Here is a 19,793-nt window from a genome sequence, read left to right as displayed (position 1 = left end):
ACACGCAAGGAGGCGACCTTTTGAGTACGGGCCCCGGAGCAGCTTCCGCCCCCGCACCGATGACCCCTACGAACCCCGCTCCCGCCAAGTCCTCGATGTTCAGCTCGCTGAAGGTCCGCAACTACCGGCTGTTCTTCATCGGCCAGGTCGTCTCCAACACCGGCACCTGGATGCAGCGCATCGCCCAGGACTGGCTCGTACTCAGCCTCACCGGCTCCTCCGCCGCCGTCGGCATCACCACCGCCCTGCAGTTCCTGCCGATGCTCCTCTTCGGCCTCTACGGCGGTGTCCTCGTGGACCGGCTGCCCAAGCGCCCCACGCTGCTGGTCACCCAGTCCGCCATGGCGCTCACCGGCCTCGCGCTCGCCCTGCTGACCCTGTCCGGGCACGTCCAGGTCTGGCACGTCTACGTGGCGGCGTTCGCGGTCGGTCTCGCCACCGTCGTGGACAACCCGGCCCGGCAGTCCTTCGTCTCCGAGATGGTCGGCCCCGACCAGCTCCAGAACGCGGTCAGCCTGAACTCCGCGAACTTCCAGTCCGCCCGGCTCGTCGGCCCCGCCGTCGCCGGTCTGATGATCACTGGAGTGGGCACCGGCTGGGCGTTCCTCTTCAACGGCCTGTCCTTCGTCGCGCCCATCGCGGGCCTGATGCTGATGCGCGCCCGCGAACTGCACCCCGGCCGCCGCGCCCCGCGCGGCAAGGGCCAGCTGCGCGAGGGGCTGCGCTATGTCGCGGGGCGTCCGGACCTGATCTGGCCGGTGGTCCTGGTCGGGTTCGTCGGCACCTTCGGCTACAACTTCCCGGTCTGGCTCTCCGCCTTCGCGGACAACGTCTTCCACGCGGGTGCGGGCGCCTACAGCCTCTTCAACACCCTCATGGCCGTCGGCTCCCTCGGCGGCGCCCTGCTCGCCGCACGGCGCGGCACGGCCCGGCTCCGGGTGCTGATCGCCGCCGCGATCGGCTTCGGCGCGCTGGAGACGGTGGCCGCGGTGACGCCGGAGTACTGGCTGTTCGCGGCGCTCATGGTGCCCATCGGCGTCTTCGGCCTCACGGTCAACGTCACCGCGAACACCGCCGTGCAGATGGGCACCGACCCGGCCATGCGCGGCCGGGTGATGGCCCTGTTCATGATGGTCTTCATGGGCGGCACCCCGCTGGGCGCCCCGCTCGTCGGCTGGATCACCGACGCCTACGGCGCCCGCGTGGGCTTCGCGGCCGGCGGCCTCGTCTCGGTCGCCGCCGCCACCGCGATCGGCCTCGTCCTGGCCCGTGTCGGCAACCTGCGCCTGGCCCTCGGCTGGCACCGGGGGCATCCGAGCCTGCGCTTCGTCCCGCGCGAGCGCGAGGAGCTGACGGCGGCCGCCTGAGGCCTCCGGAAAGAGCCCTGGACCCGGCGGCTCAGCACCGGCCCCGGCCACTCCTTCTCCCTCACGGTGAAGGACCCGGCCGGGGCGAAGCCGTTCTTCATCATGCGGAGGGGTGGCGGTCCGGTCTGCCAAGGTGAGGGCATGAGACTCTTCGCCGCCGTCCTGCCCCCGGAGGACGTCGCGGCCGGCCTCGCGAGGGAGGTCGCGCTGCTGCGGCGGCTGCCCGGCGCGGACACGCTGCGCTGGACCGGCCGCCCGGGCTGGCACTTCACCCTCGCCTTCTACGGCGAGGTCCCGGGCGAGCTCGTCCCCGACCTCTCCGGCCGGCTGGCCCGGGCCGCCCACCGCACGGCGTCCTTCCCGCTGGCGATCGCGGGAGGCGGCCGTTTCGGGCGCGGCAAGGCGCTGTGGGCGGGCGCGCGCGGTGACGTGGCCGCCCTGCGCCTGCTGGCCGAGCGGGCGCGCTCCGCGGGGCGCAAGGCGGGCGCGGGACACGAGGAGCACCGGCGCTACCAGCCCCACCTGACCCTCGCGCGCGGCCGGGACACCGTGGACCTCGCGCCGTACGCCGACGCCCTCGCGGATTTCACCGGCCCGACCTGGACCGTCGACGCCCTCACCCTGGTCCGCAGCGACCTGCCGAGGTCCGGCGTACCCGGCGAGCAGCCCCGGTACGAGGCGGTCGGCCGCTGGGCACTGGGCGCGTCCGGTTAGGCTCGTTGTCGTGGACCCGAATACCCGGAACCGGATCATGGCCGGTGCGCTCGTACTCATGCTGGTGGTCGTCGCTGTGGCGGCCCTCCGCTAGCGGGGCCGCTCCGCGGTGTGTCCGGGAGCGGCCTCACTGTCGTACCGGCTTTTGTGCCGCTACCAGGCGAAGGCCTCCGGGGACGGCCCCGGGCCCGGGAAGATCTCGTCCAGGCCGGTCAGCACGTCCTCGCTCAGCTCCAGCTCCACCGCGCGCAGCGCGGACTCCAGCTGGGCCGCCGTGCGCGGTCCGACGATCGGACCGGTGACGCCGGGGCGGGTCAGCAGCCAGGCCAGCGCGACCTCGCCGGGCTCCAGACCGTGCTTGGCCAGCAGCTCCTCGTACGCCTCCAGGCGCGTGCGTACGGCGGCGTTCGCCAGGGCGTCGGCGGCCCGGCCCGAGGTGCGGCGGCCGCCCTCGGCCTCCTTGCGGATGATCCCGCCGAGCAGTCCGCCGTGCAGCGGCGACCAGGGGATGACGCCGAGCCCGTACTCCTGGGCGGCCGGGATGACCTCCATCTCGGCGCGCCGCTCCTCCAGGTTGTACAGGCACTGCTCGCTGACCAGGCCGATGGTGTTGCCGCGCCGCAGCGCGGTCTCGTTCGCCTGGGCGATCTTGTAGCCGGGGAAGTTGGAGGAGCCCGCGTAGAGGATCTTGCCCTGGGTGACCAGGACGTCGATCGCCTGCCAGATCTCCTCGAACGGGGTGTTCCGGTCGACGTGGTGGAACTGGTAGAGGTCGATGTAGTCCGTCTTCAGCCGCTTCAGGCTGGCGTCCACCGCGCGGCGGATGTTCAGCGCGGAGAGCTTGTCGTAGTTGGGCCAGGCGTCGCCTTCTGTGCCCATGTTCGCGTAAACCTTGGTGGCCAGTACGACTTTCTCGCGCCGGTCGCCGCCCTTGGCGAACCAGCTGCCGATGATCTCCTCGGTACGGCCCTTGTTCTCGCCCCAGCCGTACACGTTCGCCGTGTCGAAGAAGTTGATCCCCGCGTCCAGCGCCGCGTCCATGATCGCGTGACTGTCCGCCTCGTCGGTCTGCGGCCCGAAGTTCATGGTCCCCAGCACCAGCCGGCTGACCTTCAGTCCCGTACGTCCAAGCTGCGTGTACCTCATGTCTGCCTAGCCAACGGCTTGGAGTGCGCTCCAGGCAAGCGGGTGGGGTCAGTCGCGGGGGAAGTCGTGGGTTTTGAGGGTGAGGTCGACGGGGGTGCCGGTGAGGTCGATGTCGCCGCCGAACGTCACTTCCAGAGCACGGACGTACTCGCCGTCTTTTGGCTCGGTGTAGACGTGGCAGCGCCCTTGGTAGGGGTCCGCGATGACGTACACAGGGACCTCGGCGACCGCGTAGGCAGTCCTCTTGGGGCCGTAGTCGTTGGCGGCCGTACCGGCGGAGATGACTTCGGCGATGAATTCGACGTCCTGGTGGCGCCAGTGACCTGTCGCGTCCGGCTCTGCCGAGTCCTTGAGCATGGCGATGTCCGGGCAGAAGCCGTTCTCGTGGCCGGGGAAGTCGATGCGGACGTCCGAGAACACCAGGACGTCCCTTCCGAACCTGTCCTCCAGGGCCCGCAGGACCCTACGGATGATCTGCCAACGCGTGTTCCGCTGCGGCACCATGTAGAAGCAGCCCCCGACGATCTCGGCCCTGAATCCTTCGGGGACGGGCATGCGCTCAAGAAGCTCGAACCACTCGTCCAAGCGTCCGGTGTCGCTCTCGGCCATCGCGGTCCTGTCGTCGAGGACGGTCATCGTGGCGCTCCTCCCGCGGCTGCCCACGCAGATGTGCAGCCGCGCGGTAAAACGATACGCACCGTGACCGGGAGACGCCGGAGGTCGGTCAATCCGTTCAAGCCGCGTACGGCGCCCCCACCCCCCACGCCTCGTACATCGCCCCCGCGAACGCCCCCGCGATCCGGTGCTCCCCGCTCGCGTTGGGATGCGTGCCGTCGTAGGTGTCCGTGTGGATGTCCCAGCCGCTCGGTGCGGAGGCCAGCAGCAGGGGTGAGCGCGGTTCGTCCAGGTCGGCGACCGTTTTGGCGAGGAGGGTGTTGAAGAGGGTGACCTGGTCGGCGAAGGGGGCGTCCTCGGCGGCGCGGACGTTGGGGATGACCGGCAGCAGGACCATGCGGACGCGGGGGCGGGCCGAACGGGCCGCCTCGACGAACGCCCGCACGTTGTCCGTCGTCTGCTCGGCGTTGGTGTAGAAGCCGAGGTCGATCAGGCCGAGCGAGACGAGGAGGACGTCCGCGCGGTGGGCGCGGACCGCGTCGCCGATCAGCGGGGCCATGTGCAGCCAGCCCTCGCCCCAGCCGGCGAGGTGCGCGCGCGGGAAGCCGGGGTCGGCGTACTCGTGGGAGTCGGCCGACTGCGTGGCCTGGTCGTACAGCGTCTCGCGCGGGCCGACGATCCGGAACGGGCCGCCGTACGTCGTGCGCAGGTGCTGCCACATCCGGTACCGCCACGTGTGTTCGCCCGCGCTCCCGATCGTCATGGAGTCACCTACGGGCATGAACCTGAGCATTCGCTCATCATGGACGATCACAGGGACGCGCGGGGAATCGGAAGCGGTGTGAGGCCCGCCACGGGGCGGCCGGACGACTCGCCCGGTGAACACCCGCGCGGGGTGGCACGCTTGGCTCATGCGCCGACCGTTCGCCCTGCTCGCCGGGGCCCTGCTCGCGGGGGCCTGCGCGCTGCCCGCGTCCGCCGCCGACGGGGACCAGGGGTTCACCATCAAGGACCCCAGGATCACCGAGTCCAGCGGCCTGGCCGCCTCCCGGCAGCACCCCGGGATCTACTGGACCCACAACGACAGCGACGACGGCCCGTACCTGTACGCCGTCGACAGCGCGACCGGCAAGACCGTCGCCACGCTGACCCTGCGCGGCATCGGCTCCCCGCGCGATGTCGAGGCCATCTCCATGGGCCCCGACGACCAGCTCTACGTCGGCGACATCGGCGACAACTTCCACGGCCGCTGGCCCTACGTGTGGATCTATCGCCTGCCCGAGCCCAAGGAGCTCAAGGACCAGACGGTCACGGCGACGCAGTACGTCGTCAAGTACTCCGACGGCCCGCGCGACGCCGAGTCGCTGATCGTGGACCCGAAGACCGGGCGCCCGTACATCATCGACAAGAACGAGGACGGCGGTCACCTCTACGAGGGCCCTGCCCAGCTGTCCTCCTCGGGCACGAACATCTTCCGCCCGGTCGCCACGGTCGACCTGTGGGCCACCGACGCCGCCATCTCGCCCAACGGCCGGCAGCTCGCCGTACGCGGCTATCTCGGCGGCATCTACTACGACTGGAACGGCGGAAAGATCAAACGGAAGGGCCGGCTCGACGTGCCCCTCCAGGGCCAGGGGGAGTCCGTCTCCTACTCCGTCGACGGCACCAAGCTGCTCTACGGCAGCGAGGGCGCGGAGAGTTCGGTGCGCGCCCTGGACGCACCCAAGGGCTCGACGGACGCCTCCGCCTCCAAGTCGCCCTCCGGCGGCGGGGGTTCGGCCTCCGGTGACGGGACCGGTTCCGGCGGGAACGTGGGGATGGGCGCCGTCGTGGTCGCCCTCGGCGCGGCCGCGCTGTTCGGGGTACGGCGGATGCGGCGCAAGGGCGACGGCGTGTAGAAGCGCGCGGGAGGCGTGCGTACGGCAGGGGGCGCCCGGTGTGGCACCGGGCGCCCCCTGCCGTCGTTTCAACCGGCGTCAGAGCCGGCGCGCGGTCAGAGCCGCTCGATGACGTAGTCCACGCACTTGGTCAGCGCCTCGACATCCGCCGGGTCGATGGCCGGGAACATTGCGATGCGCAGCTGGTTGCGGCCGAGCTTGCGGTACGGCTCGGTGTCCACGATGCCGTTGGCGCGCAGCACCTTGGCGACGGCGGCCGCGTCGACCTCGTCCGAGAAGTCGATCGTGCCGATGACCTGCGAGCGCTTGGCCGGGTCGGTGACGAACGGGGTGGCGTACTTGGACTCCTCCGCCCAGGTGTACAGACGGGTCGAGGAGTCCTTGGTGCGGCCGGTGGCGAAGTCCAGGCCGCCCTGGCCGTTCAGCCACTTCAGCTGCTCGTCGAGCAGGAACAGGGTGGCAAGGGCCGGGGTGTTGTACGTCTGGTTCTTGCGGGAGTTGTCGATCGCCGTGGGCAGCGAGAAGAACTCCGGGATGTGGCGGCCGGAGGCGTGCACCCGCTCGGCGCGCTCGATCGCGGCCGGGGAGAACACGCCGATCCACAGGCCGCCGTCGGAGGCGAAGGACTTCTGCGGGGCGAAGTAGTAGACGTCCGTCTCGCTGACGTCCACCGGCAGACCGCCCGCGCCGGAGGTGGCGTCCACCAGGACCAGCGCACCCTCGTCGGCCCCGGCCACGCGCTGGATCGGCATGGCGACACCGGTGGAGGTCTCGTTGTGCGTGAACGCGTACACGTCCACGCCGGCCTCGGCGCGCGCCTCGGGGTGGGTGCCGGGGTCGGAGGCGATGACGGTGGGCTCGGCCAGCCAGGGGGCGAGTCCCGCCGCCTTGGCGAACTTGGAGGAGAACTCACCGAAGTTGAGGTGCTGCGACTTGTTCTCGATCAGCCCGTGGGTGGCGATGTCCCAGAAGGCGGTGGAGCCGCCGTTGCCGAGGACGACCTCGTAGCCGTCGGGGAGGGAGAACAGGGAGCTGATGCCTTCGCGGACCTGGCCCACCAGGTTCTTGACCGGGGCCTGGCGGTGGGAGGTGCCCAGCAGGGAACTGCCGGTCGCGGCGAGCGCCGCCAGCGCCTCCGTCCGCACCTTGGAGGGGCCCGCGCCGAAGCGTCCGTCGGCGGGCTTGATGTCAGCGGGGATCTCGATGTCGGCCACGAGTCGGAGCGTATCGGGTGCGCGAAACGGTACGAAGCCGTGTCCGTCGGATGAGACGAGATCGCCGGGTCGTGGACTTGTGGGCTCGTACGACGATGTTTCGTACGGAGATGTTTCGTATGGCGATCCGATGAGCCGGACGGGCCTGTGGACAACTTCCGATGCCCGTGAGCGATCGGATGCATGCTGGAGCCACGACCGGTCCACGGCCGAGGTACGGGGACCACGAGCGATCCACGGGGGACGGGATGAGCTTCGAGAAGTTCGAGAAGGGGCAGTTCGGGCGAGGGCTGGAAGCGGAGCTGCGGAGGGCGGTGCGGGGCGAGGTCGGCTTCGGGGTCACCGACCGCGCGCTCGTGACGATGGACGCCTCCAACTACCGCCGCGTCCCGCTGGGCGTGGTGGCGCCCCGGGACGCGGACGACGTGGCGGCGGTTCTGGAGGTGTGCCGGGCACGCGGGGCGCCGGTCGTGGCGCGCGGCGGGGGCACGTCCATCGCCGGGCAGGCGACGGGCACGGGCGTGGTCCTGGACTTCACCCGGCACATGAACGCCCTGCTGGACCTGGACCCCGGGGCGGGTGCCGCCGTGGTCCAGCCCGGCCTGGTCCTCGACCGCCTCCAGGAGGCCGCCGCCCCGCACGGCCTGCGCTTCGGCCCCGACCCGTCCACGCACGGCCGCTGCACCCTCGGCGGGATGATCGGCAACAACTCCTGCGGCTCCCACTCGGTGGCCTGGGGCACGACGGCCGACAGCGTGCGCGAGCTGTCCGTGCTCACCGCGCGCGGCGACCGGCTGCGCCTCGGGCGGAACTGGGCCGGGGCCCCGCCCGGCCTGCGCGACCTGGCCGAGGGCGAACTCGCCCGCCTGCGCACCGGCTTCCCTGACCTGCCGCGCCGCATCTCCGGGTACGCGCTGGACGCCCTGCTGCCCGAGAACGGCGCCGACGTCGCCCGCTCCTTCTGCGGCTCCGAGGGCACCCTCGGCATCCTCACCGAGGCGGTCGTCAGCCTGGTCCCGGAACCCCGCGCGCGTGCCCTGGCCGTGCTGGGCTACGCCGACGAGAGCGCCGCCGCCGAGGCCGCCCCCGGCCTGCTGCCCCTGGCCCCGCTGACCGTGGAGGGCATGGCCGCCGACCTGATCCGCGCACCGGCCGGCCTGCCGAAGGGCGGCGCCTGGCTGTTCGTGGAGACGGGCGGGGACACACCGGGGGAAGCACGCGCGCGGGCCGAGTCCGTGGTCCGCGCGGCCGACGCGGTGGACGCCCGCGTGGTCACCGACCCGGCCGAACGCCGCACCCTGTGGCGGCTGCGCGAGGACGCGGCCGGCACCGCCACCCGGATGCCCGACGGCACCGAGGCATGGCCCGGCTGGGAGGACTGCGCGGTGCCGCCCGCCCGGCTCGGCGCCTACCTGCGCGACTTCCGCGCCCTGCTCGCCGCCCACGGCCTGCGCGGCACGCCGTACGGCCACTTCGGGGACGGCTGTGTCCACGCCCGCATCGACTTCGATCTGCTCACCGGGGCGGGCGTCGGCCGCTTCCGCCGCTTCTCCGAGGACCTGGCCGGCCTGGTCGTCGCCCACGGTGGCTCGCTGTCCGGGGAGCACGGCGACGGGCAGGCCCGCGCGGAGCTGCTGCCGCGCATGTACGGCGCGGAGACGGTCGCGCTGTTCGAGCGCGCCAAGGCGGTCTGGGACCCCGACGACCTGCTCAACCCCGGCATGCTGGTCCGCCCGGCCCCGCTGGACGCCAACCTGCGCTTCGCCGTGCTGCCCCACCGCCCGGTGGAGGTGACCTTCGGCTACCCCGCCGACGGCGGCGACTTCCGCGCGGCCGTCCGCCGCTGCGTCGGCGTCGCCAAGTGCCGTACGACGAGCGTGTCCGGGTCCGCCGTGATGTGCCCCTCCTTCCGCGCCACCGGAGAGGAGGCCCACTCCACACGCGGGAGGGCCCGGCTGCTGCACGAGATGCTCGCGGGCGAGCTGATCACCGACGGCTGGCGCTCCACCGAGGTCAGGGACGCGCTGGACCTGTGCCTGTCCTGCAAGGGCTGCCGTTCGGACTGCCCGGTCGGTGTCGACATGGCCACCTACAAGGCCGAGTTCCTGCACCACCACTACGCAGGCCGCCTGCGCCCCGCCGCGCACTACAGCATGGGCTCGCTCCCGGTGTGGCTGCGCTGGATCGCCCGCACCCGCACCGCGCGGCTGCTCAACGCGCTCGTCTCGGCGGGCCCGCCGGCCCGGGCGGCGCGGTGGGCGGCGGGGATCGCGGCCGAGCGGGAGATTCCCCGGGTGGCGGAGCGGACGTTCAGCCGGTGGTGGCGGGGGCGGGGGAGCAGCCCGTGGTGGCGGGGCCGGGCGGGCCCGCACGGGCCGGACGGCACTCCGGCCGGCAGCGAGGCCGGTGGCGGCGGCGGGCGCACGGGCCGTGCCGCGCCGGGTGGCACCGGGGATCTGGTGGTCCTGTGGCCGGACACCTTCACCGAGCATCTGTCCCCGTCCGTCGGGCGGGCGGCGGTGCGGGTGCTGGAGGCGGCCGGGCTGCGGGTCGCGCTGCCGCCGACGCTGCGGCTGCGCGGGCGCCCGGTCGGGGACGGCCGCTCGCGCGCGGCGACCGCGCTGCTCCGGGCCCGCCGGGGTCGGGTCTGCTGCGGCCTCACGTACATCTCCACCGGCCGTCTCGACGCGGCCCGCGCGGTGCTGCGCCGCACCCTGGATCTGATGGAACCCGTGCTGGAGGCGGGCGCCCCGGTCGTCGTCCTGGAGCCGAGCTGTGCGGCGGCACTCCGCTCCGACCTGCCCGAGCTGCTGCCCGGGGACCCGCGTGCGGCGCGGCTGGCCGCCTCCGTCCTTACCTTCGCGGAGGCACTGGAGCGGCACGCGCCCCTGTGGACGCCGCCCGCCGTGGACCGCCCGGTGGCCGGCCAGACCCACTGCCACCAGCACGCGGTGCTCGGCGACGGCGCCGACCGGAGACTCCGCGCGTCGGCGGGCCTGACCGGGGACCTCGGCGGCGGCTGCTGCGGGCTCGCGGGCAACTTCGGTTTCGAGAGAGGACACTTCGAGGTCTCCCGCGCCTGTGCGGAGGACCAGCTCCTGCCCTCGGTCCGGCAGGCACCCCCGGACGCCGTGATCCTCGCCGACGGCTACTCCTGCCGCACCCAGCTGGCCCAACTGGCCGGCATACGCGGCCGCCACCTCGCGGAGGTGCTCGCGGACGCGCTGGACCGGACGGAAGGAGGGCCGTGAGCGGGGGGAACAGCCGCGACGGCGGTCCTGCGGCAGCGCGCCGAGGGGGCGTGCGGGGCCGGGGTACGGGCGGTCGGCGCCAGGGCCGCGGGCGGCCTCCGCTCGTAGGGTGAGCGCACAGCGACCGTGCCGTGAAGGAGTCCCGCTCATGACTCTCGCCCTGCGTCCCGTCACCCGGGCCGAGCACCTGTCCTTCGTGGCGTCCCTCCCCTCGGCCAGCCACATGCAGCTGCCGTCCTGGGGTGACGTGAAGCCGGACTGGACGGCGGAGAGCCTCGGCTGGTTCGAGGAGGACGGGCGCCTGGTGGGCGTGGGTCTGGTGCTGCTGCGGCCGCTGCCCAAGGTCAGGCGGTATCTGGCCTACCTCCCCGAGGGCCCGGTCATCGACTGGCACTCCCCGGACCTGGAGCGCCGGCTCGCCCCGCTGCTGACGTACCTGAAGTCGCGCGGCGCCTTCTCGGTGAAGATGGGGCCGCCGGTGGTCGCCCGGCGCTGGAGCCCCGAGGCGGTCAAGGCCGCCATCGCGGACCCGGCCGCGCACCGGCTGCGCGACGCCGAGCCCACCTCGGAGGACCCCCGCGCCCGCGAACTGGCCGACCGGCTGCGCCGCATGGGCTGGCGGCAGGCCGAGCCGGGCGCCGAGGAGGGCTTCGCCGCGGGCCAGCCCCGGTATGTGTGCCAGGTGCCGTTCGCGGGGCGCTCGCTGGACGACGTCCACCGAGGGCTCAACCAGCAGTGGCGGCGCAACATCAAGAAGGCCGAGAAGGCGGGCGTCAAGGTCGTGCGCGGGGGTGAGGAGGATCTGCCGGCGTTCTACGGGCTGTACACCGAGACGGCCGAGCGCGACCGGTTCGTGCCGCGCCCGCTGCCGTACTTCCAGCGCATGTGGACCGCGCTCACCGCCGAGGACCCGGACCGGATGCGCCTGTACCTCGCGCACCACGACGGGGAGGTGCTGGCGGCGGCGACGATGCTGACCGTGGGCGGGCACGTCTGGTACTCCTACGGCGCCTCGACCGCCCGCAAGCGCGAGGTCCAGCCCAGCAACGCCCTGCAGTGGCGCATGATGACCGACGCTCATGAAGGCGGTGCGCACGTCTACGACTTCCGGGGCATCACCGACACCCTGGAGGAGTCCGACCATCTGCTCGGACTACTGCGCTTCAAGGTGGGGGCGGGCGGCGAGGCGGTGGAGTACGTGGGCGAGTGGGACTTCCCGCTGAACCGGCTGCTGCACAAGGCGCTGGAGACGTATATGCGCCGCCGCTGAAACCCCTGGTCACAGGGAGGTTCGCAGGGGTCGCTTCTCAGCATCCGGGACGGTCGGTCGTACAGGCGCGAAATCGCTTCACACACCTGACGGTGGTCCATTACCGTGGACCGGGCAGTACATCGAGATGCACATGATCCGATCCGAGCCCGACCTCAGGACCGCCCGTGACTCCCGTCAGCACCTCCAGTACGACCACCTCGGCAACCGGCGCGTCGCAGTCGCCGCCGGGCGGGGCGGGCGGGTTCGGCTCGCTCGGGCCGGTGGGGCTGGTGCTGGCCGGCGGGGTCTCGGTCCAGTTCGGCGGCGCGCTCGCGGTGACGCTGATGCCCCGCACGGGCGCGCTCGGCGTGGTCACCCTGCGGCTGCTCGCGGCGGCCGTGGTGCTCCTCGTGGTCTGCCGCCCCCGGCTGCGTGGGCACTCCCGCGCCGACTGGGTCACGGTGATCGTCTTCGGCATCACCATGGGCGGGATGAACGGCCTCTTCTACCAGGCAGTCGCCCGTATCCCGCTCGGTCCCGCCGTCACCCTCGAAGTCCTGGGCCCGCTGGCCCTCTCCGTCCTCGCCTCGCGCCGCGCGATCAACGTGCTGTGGGCCGGGCTCGCCCTCGGGGGTGTCTTCCTGCTGGGCGGGGGAAGCTTCGACACGCTCGACCCCACAGGCGTGGGCTTCGCCCTGGGCGCGGGCGCCATGTGGGCGGCCTACATCGTCTTCAGCGCACGTACAGGGCGCCGCTTTCCACAGGCCGACGGGCTGGCCCTCGCCATGGCGGTGGCCGCGCTGCTCTTCCTCCCGCTGGGCATCGCCGGGGCGGGCACCCGGCTGCTGAACCCGACCACCATCGCCCTCGGCTCGGCGGTCGCCCTGCTCTCCTCGGTCCTGCCCTACACCCTCGAACTCCTCGCCCTGCGCCGTCTGCCCGCCCACACCTTCGCCATCCTGATGAGCCTCGAACCGGCCCTCGCGGCCACGGCGGGCTTCCTCGTCCTCGACCAGACCCTGTCCGCCATGCAGGCGGCGGCCATCGCCCTCGTCATCGCGGCGAGCATCGGCGCGGTCCGCACGCAGACGCGCCGCGCCTCGGTTCCGACGCGCGCACCGGAAGCCTGAGCGCGGCCCGTCCGTCAGCCCAGCGTCGCCAGTGCCGCCCGGGCGTTGTGGGCCGCGATGCCGAGCATGGCCTCCCGGTCCGGGAAGCCGCCGTCGAGCAGCCGCAGCGGGCCCGCGACCAGGGACAGATGCTGGGCGAGTGCGTAGAGCGCGAGCCGGTCGGGGTCGAGGTCCGGGCGGGCGAGGCGGTCGTAGTGGGCGCCGAAGCGCAGGCGCAGGAAGGTGTGCTCCCACTCCACGTCGAAGTGGAGCAGCCCCTCGATGTCGATGAGGACGGGGTGGTCGTCGGCGTCGAGGAGGACGTGGTCGGGGCCGAGTTCGCCGTGGACGAGGCTGTAGGCGGGGCGAGGGCGCACCCGGGTGCGCAGGTCGTGCAGCCGGGCCGCGAGGCGGTCGTGCGCCGGGTGGAGCGTGGCGTCGCGGGAGGCGGCCTCGGTGAGGTCGCGCAGGGCGCGGTCGAGGACCAGTTGTTCGGCGGGGGTGGTGTTGGGCACGTGTGGGCTGCCCACACTGCCGTAGTGCGGAGCCTGGGCGTGTCGCATGTGGTCGAGCGTGCGGGCGAGTTCGGCCAGGGGTGTGGCGGCGCGGGTGGGGTCGGCGGTCAGCAGTGACTCCAGGGTGCCGCCGGGGAGGTCCTCGACCACGGCGAGGTCGGGGGCGGGGTCGGCGGCGCCGGAGCCGGCCGTGCCGGGGTCGGTCGCGTAGAGCAGTTCCGGGGTGCGTACCCCCGCCTCCCGGAGGGCGTGGTGTGCGGCCAGGTACGGGGTGAGGCCGGTGGCGAGGGTGAGGGGGTCCGCCGGCGGGTCACCGGCGGCTTCCGGCCAGAAGTTCTCCTCCGGTGCCCATCGGTACACGATCACGGCGGCGGGTCCGGCTCCGGCGAGGCGTACCCGGTACACCCCCTTCTTGCTGCCGCCGCGCAGCCGCTCGACGCCGACGGCCTCGGCGGGCGCGCCCAGCGCATTGCGCAGCAGTTCCGGCAGGTCGACGGTCGTCGTCAGTTCGCGCATCGGGCGACGGTACCGGGCGGCCGGGGCACCGTGATGGCCGATACTTTCCATGCAAGCACGCTTGATTGTTTCTTGGGTCGCTGCCATGCTCCCCTCCATGGCCGACCCGACGCCCGTCATTGACGATTTGCGTGCCGAGAGTGATGAACTCGATCTATTGGTAGGGGAGTTGAGTGCGGAGCAGTGGGCGTTGCCCACCCCCGCGCCCGGCTGGACCGTGGCCCATCAGATCGCGCATCTCGCCTGGACCGACCGGTCCGCGTTGATCGCGGTGACCGATCCCGACGGTTTCCGGGTGCTGGTGGAGAAGGCGTTCGCCGCGCCCGGGGCCTTCGTGGACGAGGGCGCGGAGGACGGGGCGCGGCTCGCGCCCGACGAGCTGCTGGCGGGGTGGCGTGCGGACCGGGCCGCGCTGGAGCGGGCGTTGCGGGAGGCGCCGGCCGGGGCGCGGTTCCCCTGGTACGGGCCCCACATGTCCGCCGCCTCTATGGCTACGGCCCGGATCATGGAGACCTGGGCGCATGGGCTGGATGTCGCCGAGGCGCTGGGTGTGGTGCGGACACCCACGGACCGGCTCCGGCATGTGGCGCGACTCGGTGTGCGTACGCGGGACTTCGCCCACGGGGTGCACGGACTCACCCCGCCCGGCGAGGAGTTCCGGGTCGAACTCGTGAGCCCGTCCGGCGAGGTGTGGTCCTACGGGCCGCCCGACGCCCCGCAGCGTGTCACCGGTCCCGCCCTCGACTTCTGCCTGCTGGTCACACAGCGCGCCCACCGCGCCGACCTGGCGCTGGTCGCGGCCGGGCCGGACGCCGACCGGTGGCTGGACATCGCGCAGGCCTTCGCCGGTCCGCCGGGACAGGGACGCGCACCGGGGGAGGCGGGCCGGTGACCCCGCCCGAGGGGACTCCGGCCACCGAGGGGACTCCGGCCACCGAGGCGACCTCCGCCGCCGAGGCGACGCTCGCCGGAGCGACCCCCGTCGCCCCCCTCCGCATCGGCAACTTCTCCGGCTTCTACGGCGACCGTGCCGATGCCCTGCGCGAGATGCTCACCGGTGGCGAGGTGGACGTCCTCACCGGTGACTACCTCGCCGAACTCACCATGCTGATCCTCGCCCGCGACCGGCTGAAGGACCCGGCCGCCGGGTACGCCCGTACGTTTCCGCGCCAGTTGGAGGACTGTCTCGGGCTCGTGCACGAGCGGGGGGTGCGGATCGTCACCAACGCGGGCGGGCTCAATCCGGCAGGGCTCGCGGACGCGGTACGGGGACTGGCGGACCGGCTCGGAATACCTGTGCGTGTCGCACATGTGGAGGGGGACGACCTCACCGCCGCCCATCCTGGTGTGCTCGCCGCACATGCCTACCTCGGCGGCTTCGGCATCGCGGAGTGTCTGCGCGCGGGGGCCGACATCGTGATCACCGGCCGGGTGACCGACGCGGCCCTCGTCACCGGTCCCGCCGCCGCGCACTTCGGCTGGGGGCCGGGGGAGTACGACCGGCTCGCCGGGGCCGTGGTCGCGGGACATGTGCTGGAGTGCGGGACCCAGGCGACGGGCGGCAACTACGCGTTCTTCGGGGACGGTGACGTACGCCGTCCCGGCTTCCCGCTGGCCGAGATCCACGCCGACGGCAGCAGCGTCATCACCAAACACCCCGGCACCGGCGGCTTCGTGGACACCGGGACGGTCACCGCGCAGCTCCTGTACGAGACGGGGGGCGCGCGGTACGCGGGGCCCGATGTCACCGCCCGGCTGGATTCCGTACGGCTCCGCCAGGACGGGCCCGACCGGGTGCGGATCACCGGCGTGAAGGGAGAGGCGCCCCCGCCCACGCTCAAGGTGGGGCTCAACCGGCTCGGCGGATTCCGCAACGAGGTCGCCTTCGCCCTGACCGGGCTCGACATCGAGGCCAAGGCGGCGCTGGTACGGGAGCAGATGAGCGGCGCGCTCGCCAAGTCACCTCCGGCGGAGACTCGTTGGGAACTGGTGCGGACCGACCGTCCCGACGCCGGCACCGAGGAGACGGCGACCGCCCTCCTGCGGCTCGTCGTACGGGACGGTGACCCCCAGGTCGTGGGGCGCGCGCTGAGCGGGGCGGCGATCGAGCTGGCCCTCGCCAGTTACCCCGGCTTCCATGTGCTGGCACCACCTGGGAAGGGCGATCCCTATGGGGTCTTCGAGGGTGTGTTCGTGCCCCATGGTGCCGTCGACCATATGGCCGTCCTCCCCGACGGTCGCCGCATCCATGTGGCGCCACCCCAGGACACGCGCCCCCTCGACGACGTACCGGAACCGGCCCTCCCCGACCCCCTCCCGGCCGGCGACGGCCCCACCCGCCGCGCTCCCCTCGGACTGCTCGCAGGGGCCCGCAGCGGGGACAAGGGCGGGGACGCCAACGTCGGTGTGTGGGCCCGGTCCGACGACGCCTGGCGCTGGCTCGCGCACGAGCTGACCGTCGAGAGGTTCCGCGAGCTGATCCCCGAGGCCCGCGACCTGCCCGTCACCCGGCACGTACTGCCCCACCTGCGCGCCCTCAACTTCGTCGTCACCGGCGTCCTCGGCGCCGGAGTCGCCGCCCGCCACCGCTTCGACCCCCAGGCCAAGGCCCTCGGCGAATGGCTCCGCTCCCGGCATGTGGACATCCCGGAGGTGCTGCTGTGAGGGCCGGGGCGAGCACCGGTCCCGCACACCCCACCACCCCCCGTCCCCCGGAGGCCCGCCCATGACCCTCCTCCCCACCTCCCTCGACCCCGCCGCCCCCGACTTCCAGGCCAACCGTGAGGCCATGCTCGGCAAGCTGGCCGAGCTGGAGGCCGAACATGGGAAGGCGCTCGCGGGTGGTGGGGAGAAATATGTGGCCCGGCACCGTAAGCGCGGGAAGCTGCTCGCGCGGGAGCGGATCGAATTGCTGCTCGATCCCGACACGCCGTTCCTGGAGCTGTCGCCGCTGGCCGGGTGGGGGAGCGAGTACACGGTCGGGGCGTCGCTCGTGACCGGGATCGGGGTGGTGGAGGGCGTGGAGTGCCTGATCACCGCCAACGACCCGACCGTGCGGGGCGGCGCGAGCAACCCGTGGAGTCTGAAGAAGGCACTGCGGGCCAACGAGATCGCCCGCGTCAACCGGCTGCCCTGCATCAGCCTGGTCGAGTCCGGCGGGGCCGATCTTCCCTCGCAGAAGGAGATCTTCATCCCGGGCGGGGCGATCTTCCGGGACCTGACCCGGCTGTCGGCGGCGGGCATACCGACCGTCGCCGTCGTGTTCGGCAACTCCACGGCGGGCGGCGCGTACATCCCCGGCATGTCCGACCACGTGATCATGGTCAAGGAACGGGCGAAGGTGTTCCTCGGCGGCCCGCCGCTGGTGAAGATGGCGACCGGTGAGGAGAGCGACGACGAGTCGCTGGGCGGCGCCGAGATGCACGCCCGCACCTCCGGCCTCGCCGATCACTTCGCGGTGGACGAGCGGGACGCGATCCGGCAGGCCCGCCGGGTGGTCGCGCGGCTCAACCACCGCAAGGCGCACGGCGATCCGGGCCCGGCCGAGCCGCCGAAGTACGACCCGGAGGAGCTGCTCGGGATCGTCCCCGGCGATCTGCGCACCCCCTTCGACCCGCGTGAGGTGATCGCCCGTATCGCCGACGCGTCCGACTTCGACGAGTTCAAGCCGCTGTACGGCACGAGCCTGGTCACCGGCTGGGCCGAGCTGCACGGCTACCCGGTGGGCATCCTGGCCAACGCGCGCGGGGTGCTGTTCAGCGAGGAGTCGCAGAAGGCGGCCCAGTTCATCCAGCTCGCCAACCAGCGCGACGTCCCGCTGCTGTTCCTGCACAACACCACCGGCTACATGGTCGGCAAGGAGTACGAACAGGGCGGGATCATCAAGCACGGCGCCATGATGATCAACGCGGTGTCCAACTCGAAGGTCCCCCACCTCTCCGTCCTCATGGGCGCGTCCTACGGCGCCGGGCACTACGGCATGTGCGGCCGCGCCTACGACCCCCGCTTCCTGTTCGCCTGGCCCGGCGCCAAGTCCGCCGTCATGGGGCCCCAGCAGCTCGCCGGGGTGCTGTCGATCGTGGCCCGGCAGTCGGCGGCGGCCAAGGGACAGCCGTACGACGAGGAGGCCGACGCCGCGCTGCGCGCCATGGTGGAGCAGCAGATCGAGTCCGAGTCGCTGCCCATGTTCCTGTCCGGGCGGCTCTACGACGACGGCGTCATAGATCCCCGCGACACCCGAACCGTCCTCGGCATATGTCTGTCCGCCATACACACCGCCCCCTACGAGGGCGCCCATGGCGGCTTCGGCGTCTTCCGGATGTGAGGCCCATGATTTCCACCCTGCTCGTGGCCAACCGGGGCGAGATCGCCTGCCGGATCTTCCGCACCTGCGCCGACCTGGGCATCCGTACGGTCGCCATACATTCCGACGCGGACGAGGGTGCGCTGCACACATGTGTGGCCGACACAGCGGTACGGCTGCCGGGCGCGGCCCCCGCCGAGACGTATCTGCGCGGCGACCTCATCGTGAAGGCCGCCCTCGCGGCGGGCGCCGACGCCGTGCACCCCGGCTACGGCTTCCTCTCCGAGAACGCCGACTTCGCCCGCGCCGTCCTCGACGCCGGACTGGTCTGGATCGGACCGCCGCACGAGGCGATCGAGGCGATGGCGTCCAAGACCCGCGCCAAGGAGCTGATGGGCGTCGCCCCGCTCGACGCGGCCGCCGTCACCCAGGCAGACCTCCCCGTGCTGGTCAAGGCCGCGGCGGGCGGCGGCGGGCGCGGGATGCGCGTCGTACGCGGCCTGGAGGAGCTGCCGGGTGCGCTGGAGGCCGCCCGCGCCGAGGCCGCGAGCGCCTTCGGGGACGGGGAGGTGTTCGTCGAGCCGTACATCGAGCGCGGCCGCCATGTCGAGGTGCAGATCCTCGCCGACACCCATGGCACCGTCTGGACCCTCGGCACCCGCGACTGCTCCCTCCAGCGCCGCCACCAGAAGGTGATCGAGGAGGCCCCGGCGCCGGGCCTGCCGCCCGCGCTCACCGAGAAGCTCTACGCCATGGCCGTACGGGCCGCCCGCGCCGTGTCCTACGAGGGCGCGGGCACCGTCGAGTTCCTGGTGGCCGACGGCCGCGCGCACTTCCTGGAGATGAACACCCGCCTCCAGGTGGAACACCCCGTCACGGAGGCGGTGTTCGGGCTCGATCTGGTGGCCGAGCAGCTCCGGATCGCCGAGGGTCACGCCCTGTCCCTCGACCCGCCGGCCGCGCGCGGGCACGCCGTCGAGGCCCGCCTCTACGCCGAGGACCCGGCCCGCGGCTTCGCCCCGCAGACCGGCACCCTGCACCGGCTCGCCGTACCGGGCGTGCGCCTGGACGCCGGCTACGGCGACGGCGACACGGTCGGCGTGCACTACGACCCGATGCTCGCCAAGGCGGTCGCCCACGCGCCGACCCGCGCGGAGGCCGTCCGCGCCCTCGCCGGCGCCCTGGAGCGGGCCGCGGTCCACGGCCCGGTCACCAACCGCGACCTGCTCGTCCGCTCGCTGCGGCACCCGGAGTTCACCACCGCCCGCATGGACACCGGTTTCTACGACCGCCACCTCGCCACCCTCACCGAGCCCGCCGCCGACCCGTACGCCCCCCTGGCCGCCGCCCTCGCGGACGCCTCGGGCCGCTCCCGGTTCGGCGGCTGGCGCAATGTGCCGTCGGCTCCGCAGGTGAAGCGGTACGAGATGGCGGGCGACGAGGTCGAGGCGGCCTACCGGCACACCCGGACGGGCCTCGCGGCTGACGGCGTCCGCGTGGTCCGCGCCGAACCCACCCTGGTCGTCCTCGAAGTGGACGGCGTGGAGCGGAAGTTCGACATCGCCCGCTACGGCACCCAGGTCCACGTCAACACCACCCCCCTCACGGCCCTGCCCCGCTTCCCCGCCCCCCGCCCCGACCACGCCCCCGGCTCCCTCCTCGCCCCGATGCCCGGCACGGTCGTCCGCATCGCGGAGAACTTGACCGAGGGCACCGAGGTCCAGCCCGGCCAGCCCCTGATCTGGCTGGAAGCGATGAAGATGCAACACCTGATCACGGCCCCGACGAACGGCACCCTGACGACCCTGCCGGTGGCGGTAGGACAGCAAGTGGAGATGGGCGCCCTTCTGGCGGTGGTCGAGGACAACTCCCCCTAGGGGCGCGGGGAACTGC

General features: G+C 72.8%; 15 protein-coding genes. 10 read left to right on the top strand and 5 right to left on the bottom strand.

Annotation, left to right across the window (positions count from 1 at the left end; all coding sequences use genetic code 11):
* Positions 1 to 20 precede the first annotated feature (20 nt).
* Both AB0898_RS09975 and thpR read left to right on the top strand, forming a co-directional pair.
* Entirely contained in the window at positions 21 to 1,367 is a 1,347-nt protein-coding gene (locus AB0898_RS09975; RefSeq protein ID WP_366802364.1) for an MFS transporter, read from the top strand.
* A 141-nt stretch (positions 1,368 to 1,508) separates the two neighbouring features.
* On the top strand, positions 1,509 to 2,081 hold the full coding sequence (gene thpR, locus AB0898_RS09970; protein WP_366802363.1) for an RNA 2',3'-cyclic phosphodiesterase: 573 nt from the start codon (positions 1,509 to 1,511) through the stop codon (positions 2,079 to 2,081).
* Between the two features lie 153 nt (positions 2,082 to 2,234).
* On the opposite strand, the gene AB0898_RS09965 is transcribed toward thpR, so the two are convergent.
* The 3 genes from AB0898_RS09965 to AB0898_RS09955 all read right to left on the bottom strand — a co-directional run bounded on the left by AB0898_RS09965 (position 2,235) and on the right by AB0898_RS09955 (position 4,635).
* Positions 2,235 to 3,227: an aldo/keto reductase gene (locus tag AB0898_RS09965; RefSeq protein WP_366802362.1), complete on the bottom strand. Its 993-nt coding sequence runs from the start codon at positions 3,225 to 3,227 to the stop codon at positions 2,235 to 2,237.
* A gap of 48 nt (positions 3,228 to 3,275) precedes the next feature.
* The gene (locus AB0898_RS09960) at positions 3,276 to 3,863 is read right to left on the bottom strand and encodes a Uma2 family endonuclease (RefSeq protein WP_366802361.1); all 588 of its coding nucleotides are present in this window, start codon (positions 3,861 to 3,863) and stop codon (positions 3,276 to 3,278) included.
* Positions 3,864 to 3,960: 97 nt separating this feature from the next.
* Positions 3,961 to 4,635, bottom strand: coding sequence for a GDSL-type esterase/lipase family protein (locus tag AB0898_RS09955; RefSeq protein WP_366802360.1), 675 nt, complete (start codon positions 4,633 to 4,635; stop codon positions 3,961 to 3,963).
* Positions 4,636 to 4,753: 118 nt separating this feature from the next.
* Between AB0898_RS09955 and AB0898_RS09950 the strand changes: the two genes are divergently transcribed.
* Positions 4,754 to 5,740, top strand: coding sequence for a WD40 repeat domain-containing protein (locus tag AB0898_RS09950; protein ID WP_366802359.1), 987 nt, complete (start codon positions 4,754 to 4,756; stop codon positions 5,738 to 5,740).
* 95 nt (positions 5,741 to 5,835) lie between these two features.
* Here the strand turns inward: AB0898_RS09950 and serC are convergent, their stop codons facing one another.
* On the bottom strand, positions 5,836 to 6,954 hold the full coding sequence (gene serC / locus AB0898_RS09945) for a phosphoserine transaminase (protein WP_366802358.1): 1,119 nt from the start codon (positions 6,952 to 6,954) through the stop codon (positions 5,836 to 5,838).
* Positions 6,955 to 7,202: 248 nt separating this feature from the next.
* On the opposite strand from serC, the gene AB0898_RS09940 reads away from it, so the two are divergent.
* The 3 genes from AB0898_RS09940 to AB0898_RS09930 all read left to right on the top strand — a co-directional run bounded on the left by AB0898_RS09940 (position 7,203) and on the right by AB0898_RS09930 (position 12,587).
* A complete protein-coding gene (locus AB0898_RS09940) occupies positions 7,203 to 10,205 on the top strand; it encodes an FAD-binding and (Fe-S)-binding domain-containing protein (RefSeq protein ID WP_366802357.1) in 3,003 nt (1,000 codons plus the stop codon).
* A gap of 148 nt (positions 10,206 to 10,353) precedes the next feature.
* Positions 10,354 to 11,475 carry a peptidoglycan bridge formation glycyltransferase FemA/FemB family protein gene (locus AB0898_RS09935; RefSeq protein ID WP_366802356.1) on the top strand — a complete coding sequence of 374 codons (1,122 nt, stop codon included), beginning with the start codon at positions 10,354 to 10,356 and terminating at the stop codon, positions 11,473 to 11,475.
* Positions 11,476 to 11,642: 167 nt separating this feature from the next.
* On the top strand, positions 11,643 to 12,587 hold the full coding sequence (locus AB0898_RS09930) for an EamA family transporter (RefSeq protein ID WP_366802354.1): 945 nt from the start codon (positions 11,643 to 11,645) through the stop codon (positions 12,585 to 12,587).
* 14 nt (positions 12,588 to 12,601) lie between these two features.
* Here the strand turns inward: AB0898_RS09930 and AB0898_RS09925 are convergent, their stop codons facing one another.
* A complete protein-coding gene (locus AB0898_RS09925) occupies positions 12,602 to 13,597 on the bottom strand; it encodes an aminoglycoside phosphotransferase family protein (RefSeq protein WP_366802353.1) in 996 nt (331 codons plus the stop codon).
* A gap of 97 nt (positions 13,598 to 13,694) precedes the next feature.
* Between AB0898_RS09925 and AB0898_RS09920 the strand changes: the two genes are divergently transcribed.
* From AB0898_RS09920 to AB0898_RS09905, 4 genes are all read left to right on the top strand, one after another.
* Positions 13,695 to 14,489, top strand: coding sequence for a TIGR03084 family metal-binding protein (locus AB0898_RS09920; RefSeq protein ID WP_366802352.1), 795 nt, complete (start codon positions 13,695 to 13,697; stop codon positions 14,487 to 14,489).
* A 104-nt stretch (positions 14,490 to 14,593) separates the two neighbouring features.
* A complete protein-coding gene (locus tag AB0898_RS09915; protein ID WP_366802475.1) occupies positions 14,594 to 16,261 on the top strand; it encodes an acyclic terpene utilization AtuA family protein in 1,668 nt (555 codons plus the stop codon).
* A 61-nt stretch (positions 16,262 to 16,322) separates the two neighbouring features.
* Positions 16,323 to 17,921 carry a carboxyl transferase domain-containing protein gene (locus tag AB0898_RS09910; RefSeq protein WP_366802351.1) on the top strand — a complete coding sequence of 533 codons (1,599 nt, stop codon included), beginning with the start codon at positions 16,323 to 16,325 and terminating at the stop codon, positions 17,919 to 17,921.
* Between the two features lie 5 nt (positions 17,922 to 17,926).
* Positions 17,927 to 19,777: a biotin carboxylase N-terminal domain-containing protein gene (locus AB0898_RS09905; protein ID WP_366802350.1), complete on the top strand. Its 1,851-nt coding sequence runs from the start codon at positions 17,927 to 17,929 to the stop codon at positions 19,775 to 19,777.
* Positions 19,778 to 19,793 lie beyond the last annotated feature (16 nt).

The organism is Streptomyces sp. NPDC005435, from assembly GCF_040703155.1.
GTDB lineage: Bacteria > Actinomycetota > Actinomycetes > Streptomycetales > Streptomycetaceae > Streptomyces.
The sequence above is the reverse complement of the archived record's forward strand: the minus strand, read 5'-3'. Positions and strand labels throughout refer to the sequence as shown.

What these genes read in the sequence shown, in the direction of transcription:
- thpR (WP_366802363.1), top strand. Translation starts at nt 1,509, where the DNA reads ATGAGACTCTTCGCCGCCGTCCTGCCCCCGGAGGACGTCGCGGCCGGC.
- AB0898_RS09965 (WP_366802362.1), bottom strand. Translation starts at nt 3,227, where the DNA reads ATGAGGTACACGCAGCTTGGACGTACGGGACTGAAGGTCAGCCGGCTG.
- AB0898_RS09960 (WP_366802361.1), bottom strand. Translation starts at nt 3,863, where the DNA reads ATGACCGTCCTCGACGACAGGACCGCGATGGCCGAGAGCGACACCGGA.
- AB0898_RS09955 (WP_366802360.1), bottom strand. Translation starts at nt 4,635, where the DNA reads ATGCTCAGGTTCATGCCCGTAGGTGACTCCATGACGATCGGGAGCGCG.
- AB0898_RS09950 (WP_366802359.1), top strand. Translation starts at nt 4,754, where the DNA reads ATGCGCCGACCGTTCGCCCTGCTCGCCGGGGCCCTGCTCGCGGGGGCC.
- AB0898_RS09940 (WP_366802357.1), top strand. Translation starts at nt 7,203, where the DNA reads ATGAGCTTCGAGAAGTTCGAGAAGGGGCAGTTCGGGCGAGGGCTGGAA.
- AB0898_RS09935 (WP_366802356.1), top strand. Translation starts at nt 10,354, where the DNA reads ATGACTCTCGCCCTGCGTCCCGTCACCCGGGCCGAGCACCTGTCCTTC.
- AB0898_RS09925 (WP_366802353.1), bottom strand. Translation starts at nt 13,597, where the DNA reads ATGCGCGAACTGACGACGACCGTCGACCTGCCGGAACTGCTGCGCAAT.
- AB0898_RS09920 (WP_366802352.1), top strand. Translation starts at nt 13,695, where the DNA reads ATGGCCGACCCGACGCCCGTCATTGACGATTTGCGTGCCGAGAGTGAT.
- AB0898_RS09910 (WP_366802351.1), top strand. Translation starts at nt 16,323, where the DNA reads ATGACCCTCCTCCCCACCTCCCTCGACCCCGCCGCCCCCGACTTCCAG.
- AB0898_RS09905 (WP_366802350.1), top strand. Translation starts at nt 17,927, where the DNA reads ATGATTTCCACCCTGCTCGTGGCCAACCGGGGCGAGATCGCCTGCCGG.